Genomic DNA, 22764 nt, shown 5'->3' with positions numbered 1-22764 from the left:
CGCCAGCACCTGCGGATACCGAGGCAGTTAACCCAGAAGCTCACTCAGGGGAATGAAGACAGCTTCGTCGCCCTCAACCAGCGTCCGGCCCTCAAGCACCTCGACCAGACCGTCAGCCCAGGCCGCACTGCGCAAAACGCCGGAGCTTTGATTGCGATAGATGATTGCCCGGCCCTGTTCCAGCCGTCCGCGCAAGTACTCACGACGGTTGCCAGCCACTGGCCAGTTGAACCCGGCCGGCACGCGGAACTTGAGGGGTTCAACGTCTTGCACGCCTTGGCGCCGCAACAGATATGGTCGGGTTAACAGGGCGAAGGTCACCAGCGTCGAGGCAGGGTTACCCGGCAGGCCGATTACCGGTACGTTGCGAAAATGGCCGAAGGTCAGCGGTTTCCCGGGTTTGATCGCCAGCTTCCACAAGGCGAGCTCGCCCTCTTCCCTCAATGCGATGCCGAGAAAATCCGCCTCACCGACCGAAACACCACCAGTGGAGAGAATCAGATCGACATCCTGCAATTCGCCCAAACGCTCTCGGGTCGTCGCCAGATTGTCCGGAAGAATCCCGGCATCGATCACTTCGCAGCCCAACCGCTGCAACCAGCTGCACAGCACCACACGGTTACTGTTGTAAATCTGCCCCGGCCCCAATGCCTGACCGGGCTCAATCAGTTCATCGCCGGTCGACAGCACGGCTACGCGCACCTTGCGCACGACATTCAGGCCGGCGCGGCCCAATGAAGCGGACAAGCCCTGCTCGATCGGCCCCAGGCGAGTGCCGGCCGACAGGACGAGTTCACCCACCGTGGTTTCCTGGCCCTGCGGACGAATGTTCTGCCCGACTTTCATGGCTTCGGAAAAACCTACACGGCCGTCCGCCATGACTTCGGCGTTTTCCTGCATCTCGACACAATCGGCTCCGGCCGGCACAGGTGCGCCGGTGAAGATTCGAGCACAGGTTCCACGCTGCAAAGGTTCAGGCGCTTGCCCGGCGAATATTTTCTGGCTGACCGGCAACGGCTCGCCCGTCCAGTCGGCCAGATTCAGCGCGTAACCGTCCATCGCACTGTTCGGCCACGGCGGCAGATCCAGCGTCGAAACCAGATCCTCGGCCAGCACGCGCCCCTGAACCTCAGCGAGCGGCAAATACTCACGCTCGACGATTGGCGAGGCCTCGGCCATTTCCAGCAGCCGCGCCAATGCCACTTCGACAGGCATCAGCGCACCAGTCTTGCCCGGCTTACCCACGGGATTCACAAGGCGCCGCCTGTTTCAGATGGGGGACGAAATTGCATGGGCGGTGACGGGAATCCAGTTGCTCGGCGAGAATCCCGTCCCAACCGGTGCGTACCGCATTGGTCGAACCCGGCAGGCAGCACACTAGCGTGCCGTTGGCCAAACCGGCCAGTGCGCGGGATTGCACGGTTGAGGTGCCGATATCGGCCACCGAGATCTGGCGGAACAATTCGCCAAAGCCATCGACCTGTTTGTCGAGCAGACAGGCCACCGCTTCCGGCGTACTGTCACGGCCGGTGAAGCCGGTGCCGCCAGTGATCAACACGACCTGCACAACATCGTCGGCGATCCAGTTGGCGACTTGCGCACGAATTTTATACAGATCATCTTTGAGCAGAACCCGCTCGGCCAGGTTGTGGCCGGCCGCCAACAGGCGATCGACAAAGACCTGACCTGAGGTATCGGTTTCCAGTGTTCGGGTATCGCTGACAGTCAGCACGGCAATATTGAGCGGTGCGAAAGGTACATCAGCCTTGGCTTTCATAGGCTCGTCCAGTTGTAGGAGAAACAGCCCGGTGTTATATCACAGCGCCCCCTTTTTACGCCGCCCCTACGGAGAGCCAGAATGACCGCAAATACGCCATTGCCCCCTTGTTCCGTGCTGCTGCTGGCAGGCGGACGCGGCCAGCGCATGGGCGGTCAGGACAAAGGTTTGATCGAGTGGCACGGCGAACCGCTGATTGCGCATCTGCAGCGCAAAGTACGAGCGCTGACGGACGACTTGATCATCTCCTGCAACCGCAATCGCGAACGCTATGAAACCTATGCCGATCAATTGGTAGTGGATGACGAAGGTGACTTCCCCGGGCCACTCGCCGGTATTCGTGCAGGCTTGAAAGCGGCGCGCCATTCGCACTTGCTGGTGTTGCCGTGCGATGTTCCGCGAATCGACGAAGCACTGCTGCAAAGCATGCGCGAAACCGCCAATCACAATCCTGACAAACCTTTAATGTTGTGGCACGACGAGCACTGGGAACCGTTGTTGTGCGTGATTCCCGTGAGCCTGCTGCCAGCCTTCGAAACCGCCTGGAACAGCGGTGAACGCAGCCCCGGCCGGGTGATGCGCAGCCTCGGCGCCACTGCATTGGAATGCCCGGACAATGACCCGCGACTGGCCAACCTCAACACCCCCGAACTGTTAAAGGCGCATAACACTGTGTCAGACTGACACTATTCAAGGAACTCTCACGCCTTGTATACGTCTCAAGCTCAGTAACCAAAAGAATTCCCATTCGGAGACACACCCATGACTCAACGGACCATCGCCTCTCTCATGCTCGCACTGGGCCTGGCCACCCTCGCCGGTTGCTCGTCGCCTACAGTGATCACGCTGAATGACGGTCGCGAAATCCAGGCCGTCGACACGCCGAAATACGATGATGATTCGGGTTTCTACGAGTTCCAGCAGCTGGACGGCAAAGAAACTCGCATCAACAAGGATCAGGTTCGCACCGTTAAAGAACTGTAAGGTTCTTCGAAGCGACGTCTGACCCAGCCGGTTTGCCTGGCTAAAAAAATGCCCCGATACGTCGGGGCATTTTTTATGCGCGCAAGAAAGTTACCGAGCGGTTATCCGATAGACCCGCTCCTCAAGCCGCGTCGCACCTGCCTGCACAAACTTGCCGCTGTCACTCAGCACATCCTGCGATTCCAGTACCTGCATCTGCCACGCACCGCCGAACATGTGTTGCACTTGAGCATCGTCTACGGAGAACGGCGGTCCGGAAATTTGCGATTGATCGTAATCCAGCGTAATCAACAGCCCCTTCAAACCCACCGGCAGGATGTTTTGCAAAAGCTCGGCATAACGCTCGCGCATTGGCGGCGGCAAGGCGATCACTGCTGCACGGTCGTACAGCGCGGAACAATCGGCAACGTCCGCAGCGCTCAGCGCGAAAACATCACCGCACCACAACTCGATTGTGCCAGCGCGGTAAACCTTGAAGACGCCGTGCTCGCTGATCTGTGGCTGCAGTTGTTGCTCGCTGAAAAAGTCTTCAACGGCTTTCTCCGACAGTTCAATACCGAGAACCCGATGCCCGCGCCCAGCCAGCCACAGCAAATCCAGACTTTTCCCACACAACGGCACCAGCACCCGCGCGTGTGATGAGAGATTCAGATCCGGCCAGAAGCGTTGTAGATAAGGATTCACTTGCGGTAAATGAAAGCCGATCTGGTTCGAAGCCCACTTCTTGTGCCAAAACTCAGGCTGCATGCATCCCCCCTAAAAATTCGATCAAAAAGCGTTAAAACTTATATTAGATTTAGATCAATGAACTGACTGAAGATGGGCCATCTTACCGTTCAGGAGCCCGCTCATGTTTCCCAGTCTGTATATCTCACACGGCTCACCGATGCTTGCATTGGAGCCAGGCGCCAGCGGCCCGGCCCTCGCGCGATTGGCCGCCGAACTGCCGACACCGAAAGCCATCGTGATCGTCTCTGCACACTGGGAAAGCCACGAACTGTTGGTCAGCAGCAATCCGCAACCGGAAACCTGGCATGACTTTGGCGGGTTTCCCCGTGCGCTGTTTGAAGTGCACTACCCGGCGCCGGGCGATCCGCAACTGGCTGGAGAAGTGGCGCAGTTGCTGACGGCGAACAACCTGCCAGCACGTCTCGACCCGCAGCGCCCTTTCGATCATGGCGTGTGGGTGCCGTTGTCGCTGATGTATCCGCAGGCGAATATTCCGGTGGTGCAGGTTTCGCTGCCAAGTCGGGCAGGCCCGGCGCTTCAGACCCGTGTGGGTCGAGCATTGGCCGGTTTACGCGAGCAAGGGATTCTGTTGATCGGCTCTGGCAGCATCACCCACAACCTGCGCGAACTGGACTGGCATGCCGGGCCGGAAAGCGTTGAGCCATGGGCGCGGGATTTCCGTGATTGGGTGATCGACAAGCTGCAGGCCGACGATGAGGCGGCGCTGCACGATTATCGTCAGCAGGCGCCGAATGCGGTGCGCAACCATCCGAGTGATGAGCATTTGTTGCCGCTGTATTTTGCCCGGGGTGCGGGGGGTGAGTTTAGTGTGGCGCACAAGGGATTCACGATGGGTGCGCTGGGGATGGATATTTACCGCTTCGGTTAAAGCAAAAGATCGCAGCCTTCGGCAGCTCCTACAGGGGGAACGCATTCCAAATGTAGGAGCTGCCGAAGGCTGCGATCTTTTGATCCTGAAAAACAGGCAAAAAAAAATCCCCGAACCAGTCGGGGATTTTTTATCTGCGATCAATCAGCCCAAGGGCGGATCAATCTTCGCGGTAGCGACGCAGCTTCAACTGCTTACCGGCAACGCGAGTGTCCTTCAGTTTGGTCAGGAGTTTGTCCAGACCATCTTCCGGCAGCTCGACGAGGCTGAAGCTGTCACGCACCTGGATGCGACCGATCGCTTCACGGGCCAGACCGCCTTCGTTGAGGATGGCGCCCAGCAGGTTTTTCGCAGCGATACCGTCACGCGCACCCAGCGCGGTACGGCAACGAGCACGGCCTTCGCCCAAAGGCATTGGCGCGCGACGCTCGCGGTCACCACGATCAGGACGATCGCCAGTGCGCTCAGGACGGTCGCCACGCGGTGCATTGTTCGGCACCAGTGGACGTTCCTTCTCGATTGCAGCCAGGTTCAGCGCTTGACCGTTGGTGGCTTTGCGCAGCAGCGCAGCAGCCAGAGCACGCGGGGTGCAGCCGATGTCTGCGGTCAGACGATCGAGCAACTCACCGTGAGTCGACTCGGCATCAGCCACCAGCGGCGACAGGCTGTTGGTCAGTTTCTTGATGCGCGCATCGAGAACGGCTTGAGCGTCCGGCAGGCGAACTTCAGCAACCTTCTGACCGGTTACACGCTCGATCACTTGCAGCATGCGGCGCTCACGTGGAGTCACCAGCAGCAGTGCACGACCTTCGCGACCGGCACGGCCAGTACGGCCGATACGGTGAACGTAGGACTCTGGATCGTACGGCATGTCAACGTTGAACACGTGAGTGATGCGCGGAACGTCCAGACCACGGGCAGCAACGTCGGTCGCCACAACGATGTCCAGACGGCCATCTTTCAGCGAGTCGATAACGCGCTCACGCTGGTTCTGGGCGATGTCACCGTTCAACGCGGCGGCTTTGTAGCCTTTGGCGTCGAGGGCGCTGGCCAGATCCAGGGTCGCTTGCTTGGTGCGCACGAACATGATCAGGGCGTCGAAGTCTTCCACTTCCAGCAAGCTGAGAACAGCCGAAGTCTTCTGGTCAGCGTGAACCAACAGGTGAGCCTGTTCGATCGCGGTAACGGTCTGGGTCTTGGTCTGGATCTTCACGTGTTGCGGATCGCGCAGATGGCGTTCGGCAATGGCGCGGATCGACTGCGGCAAGGTGGCCGAGAACAGTACGGTCTGACGGGTTGGTGGCAGAGCCTTGAAGATGACTTCCAGGTCATCCATGAAGCCCAGCTTCAACATTTCGTCCGCTTCGTCGAGAACCAGGTGGTTCACGGTCGACAGGACTTTTTCGTCACGACGCAGGTGGTCGCACAGACGGCCCGGGGTGGCGACAACGATCTGTGCGCCATTACGGATTGCTTTCAGTTGCGGGCCCATCGGCGCGCCGCCGTAAACGGCCACAACAGTAACGCCTGGCATTTGCTTGGCGTAGGTTTCGAAAGCGGTTGCTACTTGCAGCGCCAACTCACGGGTTGGCGCCAGGATCAGGGCTTGCGGCTCGCGCTTGGCAGGATCGATGCGGTGCAGGATGGGCAGGGCGAATGCGGCGGTTTTACCCGTACCGGTTTGCGCCTGACCAATCATGTCTTGACCGGCCATGATGATCGGGATCGATTGCTGCTGAATAGCCGAAGGTTCTTCGTAGCCAGTCGCGATGACGGCTGCAAGAATGTTCGGATTAAGATTAAAAGCGGCGAAGCCGCCGGTTTCCTGGGTCATGGGTCTGCCTCTAAGTGCATCCGCAAAGACCCATGCTCCAAAGCTGCGCATGCCGTGTTGAGACTCAAGAGTCGCCCTGGCTGCTTTGTCGGCGGGGATTTGCGAAAACGAATGAATGAAAAAAAAGAATCGTCCGGGAAGAGCCCGCAGTGCGGACGTGCAGCCGAAGCTGACTTCGGGGAATTGCGCTACCTAAACGCGGCCCGGTTAAAGGCCGGCGCGCACTATACCGGAAATTGCCCAAAAAGGGAGCTTTTTTTATCGGAAAAATGCGTGTGTCACCGCTGTGTAATGGGGTTTTGCGGATAATCGTTCCAAGGTCTATTTTTCAAAGGCCCGGCCCTGCGGGCGATGACGCTTAAACGATTCACCGACGTGCGGCATTCCGTCGCTGCACCTGCCCTTCCCGCCCGAGGATCTACCGATGAATCAGCCCTGCGCCGGCCGCGTCAGCCGAGAACGTCGTGGTCACGTCCACCTGATCGGACTGGATCGAGCGGCCAAGCGCAATGCTTTCGACCTCGACCTGCTCAACGACTTGAGCCTGGCCTATGGCGAGTTCGAAGCCGACAGCGAGGCGCGGGTAGCGGTGGTGTTCGGCCATGGCGAACACTTTACCGCCGGTCTGGATCTGGTAAATGCCAGCTCAGCATTGGCCGAAGGTTGGCAGGTTCCGACCGGCGGTTGCGATCCGTGGGGTGTTTTCGTCGGGCCACGGGTGAGCAAACCGGTGATTGTCGCGGCGCAGGGTTATTGCCTGACCATCGGGATCGAGCTCATGTTGGCGGCGGATATCAATCTTTGCGCGAGCAACACCCGCTTCGCGCAAATGGAAGTGCAGCGTGGGATCTTTCCTTTTGGTGGCGCGACTTTACGTTTTCAACAGATTGCCGGCTGGGGCAATGCGATGCGCTGGCTGCTGACCGGCGATGAGTTTGATGCGCACGATGCGTTGCGCTTGGGGTTGGTGCAGGAAGTGATGGCCAGTGAGGATTTGTTGCCACGGGCAATGGAATTGGCGGAGCGGATCGCGCGACAGGCGCCATTGGGGGTGCAGGCGACGTTGATGTCGGCGCGGCAGGCGCGGTATGAGGGTGAGACGGCGGCGACGCAGGGCTTGCCGGCGTTGGTGAAGAAGTTGTTGGCGAGTGAGGATGCCAAGGAAGGCGTGCGGTCGCTTGTGGAGCGGCGACCCGGAATCTTCAAAGGAATTTAACCCCTGTAGGAGCTGCCGAAGGCTGCGATCTTTTGATCTTGATCCTATGAAAAACAAGATCAAAAGATCGCAGCCTTCGGCAGCTCCTACATGGGTTACGGCTCAGGTCGCCGGGCGAATCGCGTTGATCAACGACTGCAACGAATACCCCAACCGTGGCGCCAGCGCTTCAGCCCGCGCAGTCAACGCCTGCATGTCCAGTTCCTGATCGAGATCCGCCGGCACCAGCAGAATCACATTGCCCTCCTTCACCGGCAGCTCCCAGTAATGCCGGTGATAGAGCCCGCGCAACAGCGCCGCGCCCAACGGCTGGCCATCATCGGTGGCCCACTGATTGATCACCAGCCAGCCGCCCGGATTCAAACGCTTCTGGCAATCACCGAGAAACCCCCAGGCCAGGTGCCCGACACCCGGCCCGACGTCGGTGTAGAGGTCGACGAAGATCAAATCCGCAGGTTCCGCCGTCGGCAGCAATTCCAGCGCATCGCCAACACGGATGTACAGACGCGGGTCATCATCCAGCCCAAGATATTCGATCGCCAGACGCGGCACGTCCGGGCGCAACTCGATGGCTTCAACATCTTCCAGTGGCAGAAACTTGAGGCAGGCCTGGGTCAATGTCCCCGCACCCAACCCGAGAAACAGCGCGCTGTCCGGTTGCTCATGGCACAACGCGCCGATCAGCATCGCGCGGGTGTAGTCGTACTCCAGCCAGCTCGGGTCAGCGGTGAACACGCAGCTCTGCTCGATCGCATCGCCGAATTCGAGAAAGCGGTAATCGGCCACTTCCAGCACGCGAATCACGCCGAACTCATCCTGTACTTCGGCGAGCAGATGCTCGACGCGCTCCTCAGTCATTTCGTCTCCTGATGGTCACCGGGCGCGGTGACGCGATGGCACCGCTGTGGCGCCGTGGCAAAGCGGCGATTGTCGGCGAAGGGGCGGGAGCAGGTCACGCACTAATTGCTGCTAACATGGCCTTCCGTGCGTAGAACCTTAGAGACCGTGATGAGCCAACCGTGGAGCCCTGACAGCTGGCGCGCCCTGCCGATCCAGCAACAACCCCAATACCCCGACGCCGCACACCTGCGCCAGGTCGAGCAAACCCTGGCCAGTTATCCGCCGCTGGTGTTTGCCGGCGAGGCACGCGAGCTGCGTCGACAGTTTGCTGAAGTAACTCAGGGCCGCGCGTTCTTGCTCCAGGGTGGCGATTGCGCAGAAAGCTTCGCCGAATTCTCTGCGGCAAAGATTCGCGACACTTTTAAAGTGTTGCTGCAAATGGCGATCGTCATGACCTTCGCCGCCGGTTGCCCGGTGGTCAAAGTCGGGCGCATGGCTGGTCAGTTCGCCAAGCCGCGTTCGGCCAACGACGAGACCATCGACGGCGTGACGCTGCCGGCTTATCGCGGCGACATCGTCAACGGCATCGGTTTCGATGAGAAGAGCCGCGTGCCGGATCCGGAGCGTCTGCTGCAGTCCTATCACCAGTCCACCGCGACGCTGAACCTGTTGCGCGCCTTCGCTCAGGGCGGTTTTGCCGACCTGCACCAAGTGCACAAATGGAACCTCGATTTCATCGCCAACTCAGCGCTGGCCGAGAAGTACAGCCACCTCGCCGACCGCATCGATGAAACCCTGGCATTCATGCGCGCCTGCGGCATGGACAGCTCGCCGCAACTGCGCGAAACCAGTTTCTTCACCGCCCACGAAGCGCTGCTGCTGAACTACGAAGAAGCCTTCGTGCGCCGCGACAGCCTGACCAACGATTACTACGATTGCTCGGCGCACATGCTGTGGATCGGCGACCGCACCCGTCAGCTCGACGGCGCTCACGTCGAATTCTTGCGTGGCGTGAACAACCCGATCGGCGTGAAAGTCGGCCCGAGCATGAACCCGGATGATCTGATTCGCCTGATCGACGTGCTCAACCCGGACAACGATCCGGGTCGCCTCAACCTGATCGCGCGGATGGGCGCGAACAAGGTCGGCGATCACCTGCCGGCGCTAATCCGCGCGGTGCAGCGTGAAGGCAAGCAGGTGCTGTGGAGCTCCGACCCGATGCACGGCAACACCATCAAGGCCAGCAGCGGCTACAAGACCCGCGACTTTGCGCAGATCCTTGGCGAGGTGAAGCAATTCTTCCAAGTGCACGAAGCGGAAGGCACTTATGCCGGCGGGATTCATATCGAGATGACCGGGCAGAACGTCACCGAGTGCATCGGTGGAGCGCGGCCGATTACGGAAGACGGCTTGTCGGATCGCTATCACACGCACTGTGATCCACGGATGAATGCCGATCAGTCGCTGGAGTTGGCATTCCTCATCGCCGAAACCCTCAAGCAGGTTCGCCGCTAAACCGCCTCGCCACCGCCCTTGTAGGAGCTGCCGAAGGCTGCGATCTTTTGATGTTGTTTTTTAAGATCAAGATCAAAAGATCGCAGCCTTCGGCAGCTCCTACAGGGGGCCGTCGATTTTGGCCAATGCCACCCGCAACCGCAGCGCACTCTCGCGCTGACAATTGAGCTGCACCCGCTCCAGCCCCAACCAATTCGCCATGCGCTGCAAATTCATCGCCAGCGCCAACATCCCCTGCTCATCCAGCCCCGGCTCTTCCTCGTGCACCGCATGCACCGCCAACCGCCCCGCCGCTCGCTCAGCGCGTAAATCAACCCGCGCGGCAATCTGTTCATTGTGCAAAAACGGCAACACGTAATAGCCATAAACCCGCTTATCCTGCGGCGTGTAAATCTCCAGCCGATAGCGGAAATCAAACAATCGCTCGGTGCGGCTGCGCTCCCAGATCAACGAATCGAATGGCGACAACAGCGCACTCGCCGTCACTTTGCGCGGGATTTTCGGCTCCGGCAGGCAATAAGCGATCTGCCGCCAACCGGCCACTTCGCACATCTGCAACTGCCCCGCCTCGATCAGTTCCGCCAGTCGTGGTCGCGCATCCGCCGGGTTCAAGCGGAAATAATCACGCAGATCCTTTTCAGTACCGACACCCAACGCCTGCACCGCATGCAACAGCAATCCCCGTTGCGCCTCGGCTTCATCCGGCAATGCCTGCTGCAAGATCGAAGAAGGAATCACCCGCTCCGGTAAATCATACAAACGCTCAAAACCACGTCGTCCCGCCACCGTCACTTCACCGGCGGCAAACAACCACTCCAGCGCATGCTTTTCCGCGCTCCAGTCCCACCATGGCCCGGCCTTGTCTTCGCGGGTCGACAGACTGCCGGCGCCCACCGCGCCCTGCTCTTGCACCGAACTCAACACGCGACGCACCACGTCCTGCTGCTCGCGACCAAACTTCGCCAGTTGCTGATAAATATCCTCGCCGCGCCGCGCTCGCTGCATGCGCCAAGCCATCAACGGATACATCGACAGCGGCAGCAACGATGCTTCATGGCCCCAATATTCAAACAACGTGCGACGTCGCCCCGAACTCCAGGCAGCCTGGTCGAGCAAGTCAGAAGAATAGGAACCGAGACGGGAAAACAGCGGCAGGTAGTGCGAGCGCACCACGGCGTTGACGGAGTCGATTTGCAGCAGGCCCAGCCGTTCGATCAGCCGGTTGACGTGAGCGGCTTTGACGGTCGGCGGCTGGCGCCCGTTGAACCCTTGGGCAGCCAGCGCCAGTCGTCGCGCCTGTTTGAGGGAAAAGGACAGTGTCGCGGGCATGAGCATCTCCTTGTCTGCTCGCAACCTACCTCACCTGAAAGTGGTTTGTGTAGCGGCGCCCTCATCATTTATGCATCGGGTCGTCCCAGAATGGCCGCACGGTTTCGTGCTCGACGTCGGCACGACTGACCCCGATGTCCTTCAACGCTTCGTCGCTCAGACTGGCGAGCAACTCACGTTCACGGTGCAAATCGTACCAGCGGCTAAACTTGTGCAGCAGATCGGAAACGATGTGACCGCTAAATTTTTCTTCGCCTGCAAACTCTCTTTGACCTTTCATCGTGTTGCCCTCCGTTGTGGATGGCTCAAGTCTCTGCCTGGCGCTAAGATCAATCCAACGAATGTTTCTGATGGCATGCATCACGGAGATTCATCAATTGTCCGCCTACCCCAGTATCGATACCGATGTCCTGCGTACCTTCGTCGCGATTGCCGATCAGGGCGGGTTCACCCGCGCCGGCGAAATGGTCAACCGCACGCAATCGGCGGTGAGCATGCAGATGAAGCGTCTGGAAGAAGACGTGTTACAGCGCCAGTTGTTCGAGCGTGATGGACGTCAGGTGCGCCTCACGGCTGAGGGCCAGGTGCTGCTCGGTTACGCGCGGCGCATCCTCAAATTGCACAGTGAGGTGTTCAACACGCTGCGCGAGCCACACATGGTCGGCACCGTGCGCATCGGTACGCCGGATGATTATGTGATGCGTTTTCTGCCGGGGATTCTGTCGCGATTCGCCCAGTTCTATCCGCTGATCCAGATCGAAGTGCATTGCGAGTCGACCAAACAACTGTTGCAGCGCACCGACCTGGACTTGTCGATCGTCACCCGCGAGCCGGGCAACGAGATCGGCCAACTGCTGCGCAAGGAGCGTTTCGTCTGGGCCGAGGCGCAGAACTTCAGCGCCCACGAACAAACGCCGCTGCCGCTGGCAATGTTCAACAGTGATTGTTTCTGCCGCTTGTGGGCGTGCAATGCGCTGGACGCGATGGGTCGCGACTACCGCATCGCCTACAACAGCACCAGTTTGTCGGCGCTGATGGCCGTGGTCAGCGCGGGTCTGGCGATCACCGCGCAACTGGAAAGCCTGATCACTCCGGACATGCGCATTCTTGGTGCCGACCAAGACCTGCCGTTGTTGCCGGAGGCCAGCATCATGCTGGTGCGCAACCTGAATAATCCGTCGCCGATCACCGAGTGCCTGGCCGAGCACATCGTCGAAGGCTTCAAACTTTAAACGCGAGCATCACCGCACACAGCACCAGAAAACCGCAGAACAGCCCACGCAGGAGTTTTTCCGGCATCGCGTGGGCAACTTTTACACCCCAACTGATGCTGGCCAGACCACCGATGGCCAGCGGCAGGCCGATCATCCAGTCCACTTCGTGATGCACCGCGTACGTCACCAACGTCACGCCGGTACTCGGCAAGGCCAGCGCCAGCGATAAGCCCTGAGCAACCACTTGGGTGGTGCCGAACAGGCTGGTCAACACTGGCGTCGCCACCACCGCGCCGCCAACCCCGAACAAACCGCCCATGGTGCCCGAGGCCGCGCCGAGCACACCAAGCCACGGCCATGAGTAGCGCATCTCGGACGTCGCGGCAGGTTGGCGACCGAACATCTTCAACAGGTTGTAAACCGACAACACCACCAGAAAAGCGACGAAGCCGATGCGCATGGTTTGCGCGTCGATACCGACAGCCCAGATCGAGCCGATCCAGGCGAAGCAGAAACCCATCACCGCCAGCGGCAACGCGTGGCGCAATTCAATGCGATTACGCTGGTGGTAGCGCCACAGCGCCAACATCACGTTCGGCACCACCATCACCAGCGCCGTGCCTTGGGCGATCTGTTGATCAAGGCCAAACCAAACACCGAGCAGCGGAATCGCGATCAGGCCACCACCGATGCCGAAGATGCCACCGAGGGTGCCGAGTGCGGCGCCGAACAACAGGTACAACAAAAACTCCATCACAGCCGAATTCCTCTTACGTCAGGCGAATCATCCTACGCAGTCGCGGCTGGCGGGGAAACGCACAGCAACGCACAATGGCTATGCCGATTTCGCACAAGCATTGAGTTCGCCATGAATCCCAATCAACTTACCGACCAACTCGGATTGTTTCTGGATGTGCTGGAGAGCGGCAGTTTTTCTGCCGTCTCGCGTCGTCATCCGTTGACGCCATCAGCCATTGCGCGACGGATCGACAGCCTGGAAAGCGCCGTGGGCAGCCAGTTGTTTGTCCGCAGCACTCACGCGGTGCTCGCCACGCCGGCCGGGCTGGCGTTCGCCGAACGCGCACGTCGAATCGTAGCTGAGCTGCAACTGGCTCGCGCAGAAGCCGTGTCTTTGAGCAGCGCGCCGGAAGGTTTGATTCGGGTTGATGCACCGGCGGCGTTCGGGCGCAGGCATCTGGCGCCAGTGATTGCCGACTTTCTGGTGCTATATCCGGGACTCGATGTGCAGTTGCACCTGATCGACAGTTTTGTCGACATGGGCGGTTCCAATCTCGGCAAGGTCGATCTGGTGCTGCGCGCCGGGCAACTGGCGGATACGCGATTGGTCGCCACGCCGCTGGCGAGCATGGTGCGCATCGCTTGTGCGAGTCCTGACTATCTCAAGCGCCGCGGCGTGCCGAGCACTCCAGCGCAATTGAGCGAACATGACGGCCTCGACTGGGAAGGCCTTGCCCCGCCGTTCGCCTGGCGCTTCGAGCAGGACGGGCAGCTGCAATTGCATCGCCCGGCGCGCATTCGCATGAGCGCCAACAATGCCGAAGCCTTGGTGTGCGGGGCACTGGCCGGTTTGGGCATTGCGCATCTGCCCTCGTGGCTGGCCAGTGAATACTTGCTCCGCGGCGAATTATTGCCACTGTTTTGCGCCGACGGTCTGCCGAAACCGGAAACCACCGGCATCTACGCGTTGCGCATGGAGCAACAAACCCACTCGCGCAGCCGCTTGCTTCTGGAATACTTGAAAACGCGCTTCAGCCCGACACCGCCATGGGATCTGGCGCTGCAAAGGGATCTCGGCCGGCACTAGCGCTGGAAAATTATCTGGCGCATTAAACACTCGAGCGCTAGATTCGTGACCATCAACGATCAAGGCGTAGACATGACTTCCAAACGCGACACCTGCGACGACCTGCTACTCGACAATCAGGCCTGCTTCGCCCTGCATTCCACCTCGCTGATGATGACCAAGGTGTACAAACCTTTGTTGCAAGCGCTGGGGCTGACCTATCCGCAGTACCTGGCGATGATGGTGTTGTGGGAAAAGGATGGTTTGACGGTCGGGGAAATCAGCACAAAGTTGCTCACCGATCCGGGGTCGCTGACGCCACTGCTTAAACGGCTGGAGGGTGAAGGGTTATTGAGCCGTACGCGTAGTCGAGAGGATGAGCGGGTCGTCATCGTCGAACTGACTGCCAAGGGGCGTGAGCTCAAAGAGAGCGCTCAAACCGTTCCGCAATGCATTCTCGGCGCCAGCGGTTTCTCCATCGAACGCCTGCAAAACCTGCAAGCAGAGCTACAAGCACTGCGCAGTCACCTGCAAAACAGCCTCACCTGACTCCACCCTCTCCCCCTGTAGGAGCTGCGGCACGCTGCGATCTTTTGACCTTGGTTTTTAAGATCAAAAGATCGCAGCGTGCCGCAGCTCCTACAAGTGTTTCAGCCAATCAACACGAATCATTTTTTGAAATTTATCTTGCGCGCTAAATATTCGTGCGATACATTCACTTCGCACTTACTTAGCGCGCAAACAATTAGCGCAACACATCACACCCTGCGAGGCTCTCACCATGCAAACTCTGTACACCGCAATCGCAACCTCCACCGGCGGCCGTGATGGTCGTGCGATCTCCAGCGACAACATCCTCGACGTCAAACTCGCCACCCCGAAAGAACTCGGCGGTGCTGGCGGCGCGGCGACCAACCCTGAGCAACTGTTTGCCGCTGGCTACTCGGCCTGCTTCATCGGCGCACTGAAATTTGTCGCCAGCCAGACCAAACGCAAGATCCCGGATGACGCGTCGATCACCGCCCACGTCGGCATTGGTCAGATCCCCGGCGGTTTTGGTCTGGACATCGATCTGCACATCAGCCTGCCCGGCCTGGAACAAGCCGACGCGCAATCGCTGGTCGACGCGGCGCACCAGGTCTGCCCGTACTCCAACGCCACCCGTGGCAATGTCGACGTCCGCTTGCACGTCACTGTGTAAACAAAGCAAAAGATCGCAGCCTGCGGCAGCTCCTACACCGATCCCTGTAGGAGCTGCCGCAGGCTGCGATCTTTTGATCTTTCTTTCAGGCACAAAAAAACCCGACTCAATGGTCGGGCTTTTTCTTTCCGCAAAAACCGGTGCTTATTTAGCACGGCCTTTGTAGGAACCGCCTTCGCGGGTGTCGATTTCGATCTTGTCACCGATTTCGATGAAGTCAGCAACTTGCAGCTCAGTACCGTTAGCCAGTTTGGCTGGCTTCATGACTTTGCCGGAAGTGTCGCCACGAGCCGAACCTTCGGTGTAGTCAACTACGCGCACGATGGTGGTCGGCAGCTCTACGGAAACCAGACGCTCTTCGAAGAAGATCGCTTCGCAAACATCGGTCATGCCTTCTTCAACGAAAGGCAGAACGGCTTCGATGTCTTCAGCGTTCAGCTCGTACATGGTGTAGTCAGTGGTGTCCATGAACGTGTAGGTGTCGCCGCTGATGAAGGACAGGGTCGCTTCTTTACGGTCGAGGATTACGTCGTCCAGTTTGTCGTCAGCGCTGTAAACGATCTCGGTCTTGTAACCGGTCAGCAGGTTTTTCAGCTTGGTCTTCATGATCGCGCTGTTACGGCCCGACTTGGTGAATTCAGCTTTCTGAACCAGCCAAGGATCGTTTTCGAGACGGATCACGGTACCGGGTTTCAGTTCTTTACCAGTTTTCATTGCGAATATCCGAATTTGGATGGGATTTACAAAAATCTAGGCCGCGTATCATATCCAATTTAGGTAAAACTGTACCAGCGCTGCGGCAAGATCGGCCTGCAAGCCTTGTTCCAGACACCATTTTTGCGCATTTTCCTGCAGTTCTGGCCAGTGTTTGCGGCTTGCCAGCCAGTGTTCACCGATCGGCTGACCGGCACTCCACGCCCGCCACAGACCGTTCATCGCCTCAGCAGCGGCCGGCGACAAGCCTTTTGTGTAAAGCGCGAGGAAGGCGTCGAGCTTGTCCAGATGGATGTCTTCGTCCTGCTGATAGATGTGCCAGAGCATCGGCCGCCCCGCCCATTGCGCACGCACGAACGAATCTTCGCCACGCACTGCGTTGAAATCGCAGCACCACAGCAGATGATCGTATTGATCCTGTCGGACGAACGGCAGCACTTGCACGGTCAACGACTGGCGCACATGAATCGCGCCGACACTCAGCGTTTCCACGTCCAGCCACTGGGCGACATCACCCAGCACGCGCCCTTCCGGCACCAAAAGATGCGTCGGCAGACTGTCCGCCGCCAACACATCAAGCCAACTGGCCAGCCCTGCGTTCTCGTAGGCAAACAGCGAGATCAGTTGCGCCCCCTCGGCGCGATCAATCCCCAGACCTTGCAGGAATGTTCGCTGCGCCTGAGCGTCCTGCTGAAATTGCCTACGACGCTCCAGCAAACCATGCTCACGCAGCAAACCGCCTGTCCCCGGCTGGAATCCCGGAAAAAAGAAGAACTTCTGCACGGTTTTGTATTTGACCGACGGCAGCCCGTGGCAACCGATCACCCAGTCTTCGGCGCTCAGATAGTCAAGGTTCATCCACAGCGGCGGCTTCTCGCGCTCGGCCATGGCGTCCATGTAATCACTCGGCAGCTGACAGGCAAACGCAGCAATGACCACGTCGGCCGCCTCGGTGTGCTGCCACTCGCTCGGCCAGTGCCGCACCTCGACGCCTTGCTGAAATTGCTGCGCGACGTTGATATCAATCTCGGGACAGATACGCTCAAACGCACGCAGATCATCGACCCACAAGCGCACCGGCAAAGCATGCTCAGCGACCAATTGCCGAGCCAGACGCCAGGTCACGCCGATGTCGCCATAGTTGTCGACCACGGTGCAGAAAATATCCCAGCGGGGTTTCAGTTCCGACATTCAAGACTCCCGTTGGCAAAAGCTGCAATTGTCCGCATAAATCACCTCGCGCAGAAGAGCCGACGGCGATTAATCTTCGTGCGACAATCGCCGCTCGCCCGTCATCATCCGCCAGGAGGCAGCCATGCCCTACCGCCCAAACCCGCGTCGCCCCTTGCCTGTTCAGCTTAGTGCGCTGCACCTGACCGGCAGCATTGCTTTGGGCATGTGGCTAGGTTTTCTCGCCATCGCGCTGACCTGCTGGGTGCTTTCCCGTTTTCTGTTCGCTGAACAATTGGCGCCGGTCGCTCAAGCCGTTCAGCAAGTCGCCAAACCTCCAGCGGCGATTCCGGTTCAGCCGGACATTCCGCCGCAAAGCCAACTGTTCCAGCAGTACGAAGAAAACCTGCGCAAGAATGAACAGCAGGCTCGTCTGGATCAGGCGCGCAACAGCAGCCGCAATCAGTCGAACCCCAACTGTCAGTTCTGGCTGCAGCAAGATCAGACGGCTCCAAGCGAAAAATCCCGCGCCAACGTTTTGCAATTCTGCGATTGACCATGAACAAGCACACCGTCCACCAACTGATTCTCGACAAGCTGCGCATCGACCTCGACATCGCCGAACGTGCGGCGCAAACCGCCTACGAAACCGCGACCCACGAAGAGAACATCGCCGAAAACAAGTACGACACGTTGGGACTGGAGGCGTCGTATCTGGCGGCGGGTCAGGCGAAACGGGTCGAGGAAATTCGCCAGTCACTGGCGCTGTGCCAAAACCTGACGTTGCGTGCCTACGACGAAAATCGCGGCATCGAAGTCGGCGCCCTGCTCGGTCTGGAGGATGAAAAGGGTCGCGAGCAATGGCTGTTTCTGGCGCCGGATGCGGCAGGCCTGAAAGTCGACGTGGTCGGTCAGCCGATTACCGTCATCACGCCGCGCTCGCCGCTGGGAAAAAGTCTGCTGGGCAAGTGCGAAGGTGATGAGGTGGAGATTCTGGTGGCGGGCACCCGGCAACAGTTTGCTGTCACCGAGGTGCTCTGATTCAACGGATCAGTGAACCGGCAGTTCGACGCCGTCGAACAGTTCTTCCAGTTCCTGCTTGTTGTGGCACTGAATGGCTTTGGCCATCACTTCGCGGGTCAGGTGCGGCGCAAACTTCTCGATGAAGTCGCACATGAAACCACGCAGGAAGGTGCCGCGACGGAAACCGATCTTGGTGATGCTCGATTCGAACAGCTCGCTGGCGTCCAGCACTACCAGGTCGTTGTCGAGTTTGGTGTCGACCGCCATTTTCGCCACGATCCCCACGCCCAGACCCAAACGTACGTAGGTTTTGATCACGTCGGCGTCGGCGGCGGTGAACACCACTTTCGGCGTCAGGCCGCGATGGCTGAAGGCTTCGTCGAGTTTCGAACGGCCGGTGAACCCGAACACGTAAGTCACGATCGGGTATTCGGCCAGTGCTTCCAGAGTCAGCTTCGGCAGTTTGGTCAGCGGGTGACCCTGCGGCACGACCACGCAGCGGTTCCAGCGGTAGCACGGCATCATCACCAGATCGCCGAACAGTTCCAGCGCTTCGGTGGCAATGGCGAAATCGACGGTGCCGTCAGCGGCCATTTCAGCGATCTGCATCGGCGAACCCTGGTGCATGTGCAATGCGACGTCAGGGTATTGCTTGATGAAATTGCTGATCACCGGCGGCAAGGCATAACGCGCCTGGGTGTGCGTGGTGGCGATCGACAGGGTGCCCTTCTTCTCGTTGGAGAATTCCTGAGCGATCTGCTTGATGCTTTCGACCTTGCGCAGAATCTCACCGGCGGTGGTGATGATGCGCTCGCCGGCCGGGGTGACGCGGGTCAGGTGCTTGCCGCTGCGGGCAAATACTTCGACGCCGAGTTCGTCTTCCAGCAGACGGATTTGTTTACTGATGCCCGGTTGCGAGGTGTAAAGGCTTTGGGCTGTAGCGGAAACGTTGAGGTCGTGGTGCGCCACTTCCCAGATGTAGCGCAATTGTTGAAGCTTCATATGTATCCCTCAAAGCAGGTAGACGCCACGGGCATCAGCGACGGTATATAACTATATTAATGGTTTGAAGAATAAATCTAGAACTTTTTTGTCAAAGTGCCATTATTCTGCTTCAGCGATCCTCACTGCGCCGACGCTCAACCAGCGGCACCAGATAAACCGGCACCTTCGATAACTGCAGAACCCGCGCCGCCGTTCGCCCCAACGGCGTTTCCGCGCCCACCCCATGGCTATGACTGCCAACGATCAGCAAGTCGACAGAGAGCTTCTGCACCTGGTCGAGAATCACCTGTGACGGATCACCCTGCAGCACGCGCACCGCGCGAATGCGCTGCAAGTCTTGTTCGCCTTCATCGCCCAATTCTTCACGAAAGCTTTCCAGCACCCGCTGCTCGATATTGGCGATGACTGTTTTCAGACCTTGGCTATGAAATTCGTTCAATGCCTGCTCATCGAGATAGCTCTGCAACACCGATTCGGCGAACAGCCCCATCGGCTCCACCGCGTGCACCACGTACAGGTCAGCATTGAACGTTCGCGCCAACGCCAGGGCATGCTGCATCACTAACGGTGCGTACAGACCGAGGTCAGTGGCATACAGCATCGAACGAATCATATGACCTCCTCGCAAGCCAACATGGCGGAGATTTGATTCAGCTTAGCAGTGCCTTGGCGACTACGACGTGCGGCGCAACGTCTTGAACCGTTTGGGCTTTAGACCGCTGGTTCGTTGCTGATGCCGTGGGGGACATGGCCCGTGGCAACCACTTCGCGGGCAGCCTCGCAATGCCCGGCCTGATCGTCGAAAAACACGTCAGCGGCGAACGCTTCGAGGAACGCCGATTTGGTCAGACCGCCGAGAAAAAGCGATTCGTCGAGACGAATATCCCACTCGCGCAACGTGCGAATGACCCGCTCGTGCGCCGGTGCCGAGCGCGCGGTAACCAGTGCCGTGCGGATTGGGCAATCGTCATCGGGGAATTCGCGCTGGAGCAAATTGAGTGCAGCCAGAAAGCCTTTGAACGGGCCGCCACGCAACGGTTCGCGGGCTGATTCGCGCTCCTTGGCCTGAAACGCTTCCAGCCCGCCGGACTGATACACACGCTCCGACTCGTCGGAAAAAATCACCGCATCACCATCGAAGGCGATGCGCAATTCGTCGCTGGCGGCACGGCTGGCGCCACCGGACAGAATGGTTGCGGCGGCGAAACCAGCGTCCAGCGCCGCACGCACATCTTCGGCGTGGGTCGACAGAAACAGATCACAACCAAAGGCTTTCAGGTACGGATAAGGACTGCGCCCGCCGACAAACGCCGCGCGGGAAATCGCCAGCCCGTAATGGTGAATCGAGTTGAACACGCGCAGGCCAGTATCGGCGCTGTTGCGCGAGACCAGAATCACCTCGACCCGCGCGCGGCCGAGGCGACTGTTGAGTGCCAGGAGTTTTTCCACCAGCGGGAAGGCATCGCCGGGCGCGAGAATCTCGTCTTCGTGTTCGATCTGATATTGCCGATAGGCTTCGACGCCGCTCGACAGATACACCTTGTGGCTCTCGCTCAGGTCGAACAAGGCCCGCGACGAAATCGCCAGCACCAGTTTGTCATCGATGTTCTTGGCCATGCGTTCCCCCGCCCCTTACAAAAAAACCGACCTAAACGTTGCGTCGGTCGATAAAGCTTAAATTGCGGTACAGCGCTTCGATACGCGGCAAGTCACACCCCGCCGCTTTAGCTGCCGCCAATGGTCGAGCGTAGATCGCTTCGAGTTCCAGCGGACGCTTGTGTAAAAAATCGTGGTACATGCTCGGCCAGTAGTCGGGCATTTTCTCGGTCATCATCAACAGAAAATCGGCGTAACCGGGCGGCATGTCGTGGCCGCAGGCTTTGGCGCCCTCAACCACTTCGGCCATCAATGCCTGGATGTGCGCGCGGCTGTCGGCATCGGCCATCAACGGCGTGGTGCCCGCGCCGAGCAACACCGAGAGACCGTTGTAAGGGATATTCCAGACCAGTTTCTGCCAGCGCGCCTGGTGCAGATTGGGCATCGCTTGCGAATCAAGACCGGCGGTACGGAACAGCTCGGCGCCCTCCTCAACGATCGCCATGCGCGCGACATCATCAATCGCCGAGCCGCTGTGATAACCGACGTTGACCGCGCCGAGCGCCTGATGCGTCACCAGACCCGGCCCCTCGCGATGCACGCAGATCAGACACAGACCACCGAGCAGATGCAACGAATCAGGCAACAGCGGGCGCAAACTGTCTTCAACGTCCAGACCGTTTTGCAGCAACAGCACTTTCGCATCCGGCTTGGCGGCTTGAATGATTGCCGGCGCCAGATCAGCGTTGCTGGTGGTTTTTGCGCCCACCAGCAGCCAGTCACACTTGGGCATGTCTTCGGCTGACGAATAGGCTTGCGCCGGGTTCAACGTCATCTGGCCATGCACCGCGCTGTTCACCTGCAAACCGCGCTCGGCGACTGCCGAGAATTCGCTGCGCAGCAAAAAGTGCACATCGAAACCGGCTCGCGCCAGCATCACACCGTAAAATCCGCCGATTGCGCCGGTACCAATAATCCCGATCACCGGCTTATTCACTGCCGCCATCATGGCAACTCCTCTGCAATTCGACCCAGCGCCTGCGCCAATGCTTCGTTGAGTGCATCGGCGGTCAGGCGTGCGTGCACAGCCCCAAAGAACTCGCCGTCGCGCACCACAAACAGTGCCGGCAAATGAAAGACCTGATAACGCTCGACCAAACCACCGTTGTCGCCAGCGTCAATCCAGCACAAGCGATCGGCCGCCAGCGCCATCCCCGGCAATACTTCGCGGGCATAGCGGCAACTCGCGCAGCCGACACTGGTGAAAATCACCAGGGAAACGCCGCTCATCGCCAGCAGCCGTTGGTCGGCGTCGAAATCGGTCAGTTCGGATTCGACCACTATACTGGGGGAAACAATGTCAAATGGCCGACACAGGGAGTCTGTGCTCATGGGACGTTTCATTCCTCATCCGGACGAGGTGCCGGTTGAATTAACCTTGCTCAAGCCTGAATGTATTTCCAGGCAACAGCTGCACACTATCAGCCTCGGCGGCATCGCTTGCAATTACCACCGTGCCTGGCGCCATGGCACGGCGCTGCAAGTGCGCATGCCGACGCTCAACACCGACATCTGTTATCCGGGCTATGTGGCGTGGTGTTTGCGGCGTAAAAAAGGTTATCTGGTGGGCATCGCATTTACCGATGAGCAGACGCTGTTCAGCGCACGAATGGGTGAGCAGGTGTGTCAGATCGAGCGCTACTGCCGCATGAACGAAACCCACGATGATCTGCAGGAAATTCAGGCTGTGGCCCTGCAATGGGTCGAGCAACACGCCGATGAGTTCTCCCATGACAGCGTGCGCAAGGCTTTTGCGCAGCCAGCGCTGGACTAAAGCACCTTTTGCCCATTGTCGAGCAGGCGCTTTACGCGCTAAGGTTCCGCTCCCCGACGCGCTTAAATCTGCTGTGCTCCGCCGCGCGGG

At 59.2% G+C, this 22764-nt stretch carries 27 protein-coding genes; 12 read left to right on the top strand and 15 right to left on the bottom strand.

Going from position 1 to position 22764, the window contains the following annotated elements; genetic code table 11:
- Positions 1-27: 27 nt before the first annotated feature.
- Positions 28-1254, bottom strand: coding sequence for a gephyrin-like molybdotransferase Glp (gene glp, locus ACP3TY_RS06355; protein ID WP_426619513.1), 1227 nt, complete (start codon positions 1252-1254; stop codon positions 28-30).
- The gene (gene moaB, locus ACP3TY_RS06350; protein WP_053122265.1) at positions 1238-1777 is read right to left on the bottom strand and encodes a molybdenum cofactor biosynthesis protein B; all 540 of its coding nucleotides are present in this window, start codon (positions 1775-1777) and stop codon (positions 1238-1240) included. Before moaB ends, glp begins: the two co-directional genes overlap by 17 nt.
- A gap of 81 nt (positions 1778-1858) precedes the next feature.
- Between moaB and mobA the strand changes: the two genes are divergently transcribed.
- Both mobA and ACP3TY_RS06340 read left to right on the top strand, forming a co-directional pair.
- Positions 1859-2461, top strand: coding sequence for a molybdenum cofactor guanylyltransferase MobA (gene mobA, locus ACP3TY_RS06345; RefSeq protein WP_053122267.1), 603 nt, complete (start codon positions 1859-1861; stop codon positions 2459-2461).
- A gap of 78 nt (positions 2462-2539) precedes the next feature.
- Positions 2540-2761, top strand: a complete 222-nt coding sequence (locus tag ACP3TY_RS06340) for a YgdI/YgdR family lipoprotein (protein ID WP_053122269.1) — start codon at positions 2540-2542, stop codon at positions 2759-2761.
- A 90-nt stretch (positions 2762-2851) separates the two neighbouring features.
- On the opposite strand, the gene ACP3TY_RS06335 is transcribed toward ACP3TY_RS06340, so the two are convergent.
- A complete protein-coding gene (locus ACP3TY_RS06335; protein ID WP_426619512.1) occupies positions 2852-3508 on the bottom strand; it encodes a thiopurine S-methyltransferase in 657 nt (218 codons plus the stop codon).
- 103 nt (positions 3509-3611) lie between these two features.
- On the opposite strand from ACP3TY_RS06335, the gene ACP3TY_RS06330 reads away from it, so the two are divergent.
- Positions 3612-4379 (top strand): DODA-type extradiol aromatic ring-opening family dioxygenase, encoded by a 768-nt coding sequence (locus tag ACP3TY_RS06330; RefSeq protein ID WP_426619511.1) that lies wholly within the window; start codon positions 3612-3614, stop codon positions 4377-4379.
- 160 nt (positions 4380-4539) lie between these two features.
- On the opposite strand, the gene ACP3TY_RS06325 is transcribed toward ACP3TY_RS06330, so the two are convergent.
- On the bottom strand, positions 4540-6213 hold the full coding sequence (locus ACP3TY_RS06325) for a DEAD/DEAH box helicase (protein WP_053122275.1): 1674 nt from the start codon (positions 6211-6213) through the stop codon (positions 4540-4542).
- Positions 6214-6637: 424 nt separating this feature from the next.
- Here ACP3TY_RS06325 and ACP3TY_RS06320 point away from each other — a divergent pair, with 424 nt between their 5' ends.
- On the top strand, positions 6638-7429 hold the full coding sequence (locus ACP3TY_RS06320) for a crotonase/enoyl-CoA hydratase family protein (RefSeq protein WP_426619510.1): 792 nt from the start codon (positions 6638-6640) through the stop codon (positions 7427-7429).
- 102 nt (positions 7430-7531) lie between these two features.
- On the opposite strand, the gene ACP3TY_RS06315 is transcribed toward ACP3TY_RS06320, so the two are convergent.
- Positions 7532-8287, bottom strand: coding sequence for a spermidine synthase (locus ACP3TY_RS06315; RefSeq protein WP_053122388.1), 756 nt, complete (start codon positions 8285-8287; stop codon positions 7532-7534).
- A 150-nt stretch (positions 8288-8437) separates the two neighbouring features.
- On the opposite strand from ACP3TY_RS06315, the gene ACP3TY_RS06310 reads away from it, so the two are divergent.
- On the top strand, positions 8438-9784 hold the full coding sequence (locus tag ACP3TY_RS06310) for a class II 3-deoxy-7-phosphoheptulonate synthase (protein WP_007964815.1): 1347 nt from the start codon (positions 8438-8440) through the stop codon (positions 9782-9784).
- Positions 9785-9883: 99 nt separating this feature from the next.
- Here ACP3TY_RS06310 and ACP3TY_RS06305 read toward each other — a convergent pair whose 3' ends face one another.
- Positions 9884-11113, bottom strand: coding sequence for a winged helix-turn-helix domain-containing protein (locus ACP3TY_RS06305; RefSeq protein ID WP_426619509.1), 1230 nt, complete (start codon positions 11111-11113; stop codon positions 9884-9886).
- Between the two features lie 64 nt (positions 11114-11177).
- On the bottom strand, positions 11178-11393 hold the full coding sequence (locus tag ACP3TY_RS06300) for a DUF1127 domain-containing protein (protein ID WP_053122393.1): 216 nt from the start codon (positions 11391-11393) through the stop codon (positions 11178-11180).
- 97 nt (positions 11394-11490) lie between these two features.
- Between ACP3TY_RS06300 and ACP3TY_RS06295 the strand changes: the two genes are divergently transcribed.
- Positions 11491-12345 carry a LysR substrate-binding domain-containing protein gene (locus ACP3TY_RS06295; protein ID WP_172680137.1) on the top strand — a complete coding sequence of 285 codons (855 nt, stop codon included), beginning with the start codon at positions 11491-11493 and terminating at the stop codon, positions 12343-12345.
- Here ACP3TY_RS06295 and ACP3TY_RS06290 read toward each other — a convergent pair.
- Complete coding sequence (locus ACP3TY_RS06290) at positions 12335-13084, bottom strand: sulfite exporter TauE/SafE family protein (protein ID WP_172680136.1); 750 nt, start codon at positions 13082-13084, stop codon at positions 12335-12337. The genes ACP3TY_RS06295 and ACP3TY_RS06290 overlap by 11 nt on opposite strands.
- 111 nt (positions 13085-13195) lie before the next feature.
- On the opposite strand from ACP3TY_RS06290, the gene ACP3TY_RS06285 reads away from it, so the two are divergent.
- The 3 genes from ACP3TY_RS06285 to ACP3TY_RS06275 all read left to right on the top strand — a co-directional run bounded on the left by ACP3TY_RS06285 (position 13196) and on the right by ACP3TY_RS06275 (position 15332).
- Entirely contained in the window at positions 13196-14152 is a 957-nt protein-coding gene (locus tag ACP3TY_RS06285; RefSeq protein WP_426619508.1) for a LysR family transcriptional regulator, read from the top strand.
- A 72-nt stretch (positions 14153-14224) separates the two neighbouring features.
- Entirely contained in the window at positions 14225-14680 is a 456-nt protein-coding gene (locus ACP3TY_RS06280) for a MarR family winged helix-turn-helix transcriptional regulator (protein WP_426619507.1), read from the top strand.
- A 232-nt stretch (positions 14681-14912) separates the two neighbouring features.
- Positions 14913-15332, top strand: coding sequence for an organic hydroperoxide resistance protein (locus ACP3TY_RS06275; RefSeq protein ID WP_034155242.1), 420 nt, complete (start codon positions 14913-14915; stop codon positions 15330-15332).
- A gap of 144 nt (positions 15333-15476) precedes the next feature.
- Here the strand turns inward: ACP3TY_RS06275 and ACP3TY_RS06270 are convergent, their stop codons facing one another.
- Positions 15477-16046 (bottom strand): elongation factor P, encoded by a 570-nt coding sequence (locus ACP3TY_RS06270; RefSeq protein ID WP_007908599.1) that lies wholly within the window; start codon positions 16044-16046, stop codon positions 15477-15479.
- A 48-nt stretch (positions 16047-16094) separates the two neighbouring features.
- A complete protein-coding gene (gene earP, locus ACP3TY_RS06265; RefSeq protein WP_426619506.1) occupies positions 16095-17237 on the bottom strand; it encodes an elongation factor P maturation arginine rhamnosyltransferase EarP in 1143 nt (380 codons plus the stop codon).
- A gap of 124 nt (positions 17238-17361) precedes the next feature.
- Here earP and ACP3TY_RS06260 point away from each other — a divergent pair, with 124 nt between their 5' ends.
- A complete protein-coding gene (locus tag ACP3TY_RS06260) occupies positions 17362-17772 on the top strand; it encodes a hypothetical protein (RefSeq protein ID WP_426619505.1) in 411 nt (136 codons plus the stop codon).
- A 2-nt stretch (positions 17773-17774) separates the two neighbouring features.
- Positions 17775-18257, top strand: coding sequence for a GreA/GreB family elongation factor (locus ACP3TY_RS06255; protein ID WP_053122286.1), 483 nt, complete (start codon positions 17775-17777; stop codon positions 18255-18257).
- 9 nt (positions 18258-18266) lie between these two features.
- Here ACP3TY_RS06255 and cysB read toward each other — a convergent pair whose 3' ends face one another.
- The 5 genes from cysB to ACP3TY_RS06230 all read right to left on the bottom strand — a co-directional run bounded on the left by cysB (position 18267) and on the right by ACP3TY_RS06230 (position 22232).
- Complete coding sequence (gene cysB / locus ACP3TY_RS06250) at positions 18267-19241, bottom strand: HTH-type transcriptional regulator CysB (RefSeq protein WP_007908591.1); 975 nt, start codon at positions 19239-19241, stop codon at positions 18267-18269.
- A gap of 112 nt (positions 19242-19353) precedes the next feature.
- Positions 19354-19857, bottom strand: coding sequence for a universal stress protein (locus ACP3TY_RS06245; protein WP_053122288.1), 504 nt, complete (start codon positions 19855-19857; stop codon positions 19354-19356).
- 98 nt (positions 19858-19955) lie between these two features.
- Positions 19956-20861, bottom strand: coding sequence for a 5'-nucleotidase (locus ACP3TY_RS06240; protein WP_053122291.1), 906 nt, complete (start codon positions 20859-20861; stop codon positions 19956-19958).
- Between the two features lie 31 nt (positions 20862-20892).
- A complete protein-coding gene (locus tag ACP3TY_RS06235; RefSeq protein WP_426619504.1) occupies positions 20893-21849 on the bottom strand; it encodes a putative 2-dehydropantoate 2-reductase in 957 nt (318 codons plus the stop codon).
- The gene (locus tag ACP3TY_RS06230; protein WP_053122294.1) at positions 21846-22232 is read right to left on the bottom strand and encodes a thioredoxin family protein; all 387 of its coding nucleotides are present in this window, start codon (positions 22230-22232) and stop codon (positions 21846-21848) included. The genes ACP3TY_RS06235 and ACP3TY_RS06230 overlap by 4 nt, the downstream gene beginning before the upstream one ends.
- Here ACP3TY_RS06230 and ACP3TY_RS06225 point away from each other — a divergent pair.
- Positions 22231-22674 (top strand): PilZ domain-containing protein, encoded by a 444-nt coding sequence (locus ACP3TY_RS06225; protein ID WP_053122296.1) that lies wholly within the window; start codon positions 22231-22233, stop codon positions 22672-22674. The two genes, ACP3TY_RS06230 and ACP3TY_RS06225, sit on opposite strands and share 2 nt — an antisense overlap.
- The last annotated feature ends 90 nt before the right edge of the window (positions 22675-22764 follow it).

It is taken from the genome of Pseudomonas rustica (assembly GCF_049959085.1).
In the GTDB taxonomy this organism is placed as follows: domain Bacteria; phylum Pseudomonadota; class Gammaproteobacteria; order Pseudomonadales; family Pseudomonadaceae; genus Aquipseudomonas; species Aquipseudomonas rustica.
Note: the sequence above shows the minus strand (reverse complement) of the source record. Positions and strands in the feature narration are given on the sequence as shown.

Bases quoted from the DNA above. Each gene is read 5' to 3' on its own strand.
- ACP3TY_RS06330 (WP_426619511.1), top strand. From the start codon at position 3,612: ATGTTTCCCAGTCTGTATATCTCACACGGCTCACCGATGCTTGCATTG.
- ACP3TY_RS06340 (WP_053122269.1), top strand. From the start codon at position 2,540: ATGACTCAACGGACCATCGCCTCTCTCATGCTCGCACTGGGCCTGGCC.
- ACP3TY_RS06315 (WP_053122388.1), bottom strand. From the start codon at position 8,287: ATGACTGAGGAGCGCGTCGAGCATCTGCTCGCCGAAGTACAGGATGAG.
- ACP3TY_RS06255 (WP_053122286.1), top strand. From the start codon at position 17,775: ATGAACAAGCACACCGTCCACCAACTGATTCTCGACAAGCTGCGCATC.
- ACP3TY_RS06260 (WP_426619505.1), top strand. From the start codon at position 17,362: ATGCCCTACCGCCCAAACCCGCGTCGCCCCTTGCCTGTTCAGCTTAGT.
- ACP3TY_RS06285 (WP_426619508.1), top strand. From the start codon at position 13,196: ATGAATCCCAATCAACTTACCGACCAACTCGGATTGTTTCTGGATGTG.
- cysB (WP_007908591.1), bottom strand. From the start codon at position 19,241: ATGAAGCTTCAACAATTGCGCTACATCTGGGAAGTGGCGCACCACGAC.
- ACP3TY_RS06245 (WP_053122288.1), bottom strand. From the start codon at position 19,857: ATGATTCGTTCGATGCTGTATGCCACTGACCTCGGTCTGTACGCACCG.
- ACP3TY_RS06320 (WP_426619510.1), top strand. From the start codon at position 6,638: ATGAATCAGCCCTGCGCCGGCCGCGTCAGCCGAGAACGTCGTGGTCAC.
- ACP3TY_RS06240 (WP_053122291.1), bottom strand. From the start codon at position 20,861: ATGGCCAAGAACATCGATGACAAACTGGTGCTGGCGATTTCGTCGCGG.
- ACP3TY_RS06300 (WP_053122393.1), bottom strand. From the start codon at position 11,393: ATGAAAGGTCAAAGAGAGTTTGCAGGCGAAGAAAAATTTAGCGGTCAC.
- ACP3TY_RS06225 (WP_053122296.1), top strand. From the start codon at position 22,231: ATGGGACGTTTCATTCCTCATCCGGACGAGGTGCCGGTTGAATTAACC.
- ACP3TY_RS06335 (WP_426619512.1), bottom strand. From the start codon at position 3,508: ATGCAGCCTGAGTTTTGGCACAAGAAGTGGGCTTCGAACCAGATCGGC.
- ACP3TY_RS06310 (WP_007964815.1), top strand. From the start codon at position 8,438: ATGAGCCAACCGTGGAGCCCTGACAGCTGGCGCGCCCTGCCGATCCAG.
- earP (WP_426619506.1), bottom strand. From the start codon at position 17,237: ATGTCGGAACTGAAACCCCGCTGGGATATTTTCTGCACCGTGGTCGAC.
- ACP3TY_RS06325 (WP_053122275.1), bottom strand. From the start codon at position 6,213: ATGACCCAGGAAACCGGCGGCTTCGCCGCTTTTAATCTTAATCCGAAC.
- moaB (WP_053122265.1), bottom strand. From the start codon at position 1,777: ATGAAAGCCAAGGCTGATGTACCTTTCGCACCGCTCAATATTGCCGTG.
- ACP3TY_RS06235 (WP_426619504.1), bottom strand. From the start codon at position 21,849: ATGATGGCGGCAGTGAATAAGCCGGTGATCGGGATTATTGGTACCGGC.
- ACP3TY_RS06305 (WP_426619509.1), bottom strand. From the start codon at position 11,113: ATGCCCGCGACACTGTCCTTTTCCCTCAAACAGGCGCGACGACTGGCG.
- ACP3TY_RS06230 (WP_053122294.1), bottom strand. From the start codon at position 22,232: ATGAGCACAGACTCCCTGTGTCGGCCATTTGACATTGTTTCCCCCAGT.
- ACP3TY_RS06275 (WP_034155242.1), top strand. From the start codon at position 14,913: ATGCAAACTCTGTACACCGCAATCGCAACCTCCACCGGCGGCCGTGAT.
- ACP3TY_RS06270 (WP_007908599.1), bottom strand. From the start codon at position 16,046: ATGAAAACTGGTAAAGAACTGAAACCCGGTACCGTGATCCGTCTCGAA.
- mobA (WP_053122267.1), top strand. From the start codon at position 1,859: ATGACCGCAAATACGCCATTGCCCCCTTGTTCCGTGCTGCTGCTGGCA.
- ACP3TY_RS06280 (WP_426619507.1), top strand. From the start codon at position 14,225: ATGACTTCCAAACGCGACACCTGCGACGACCTGCTACTCGACAATCAG.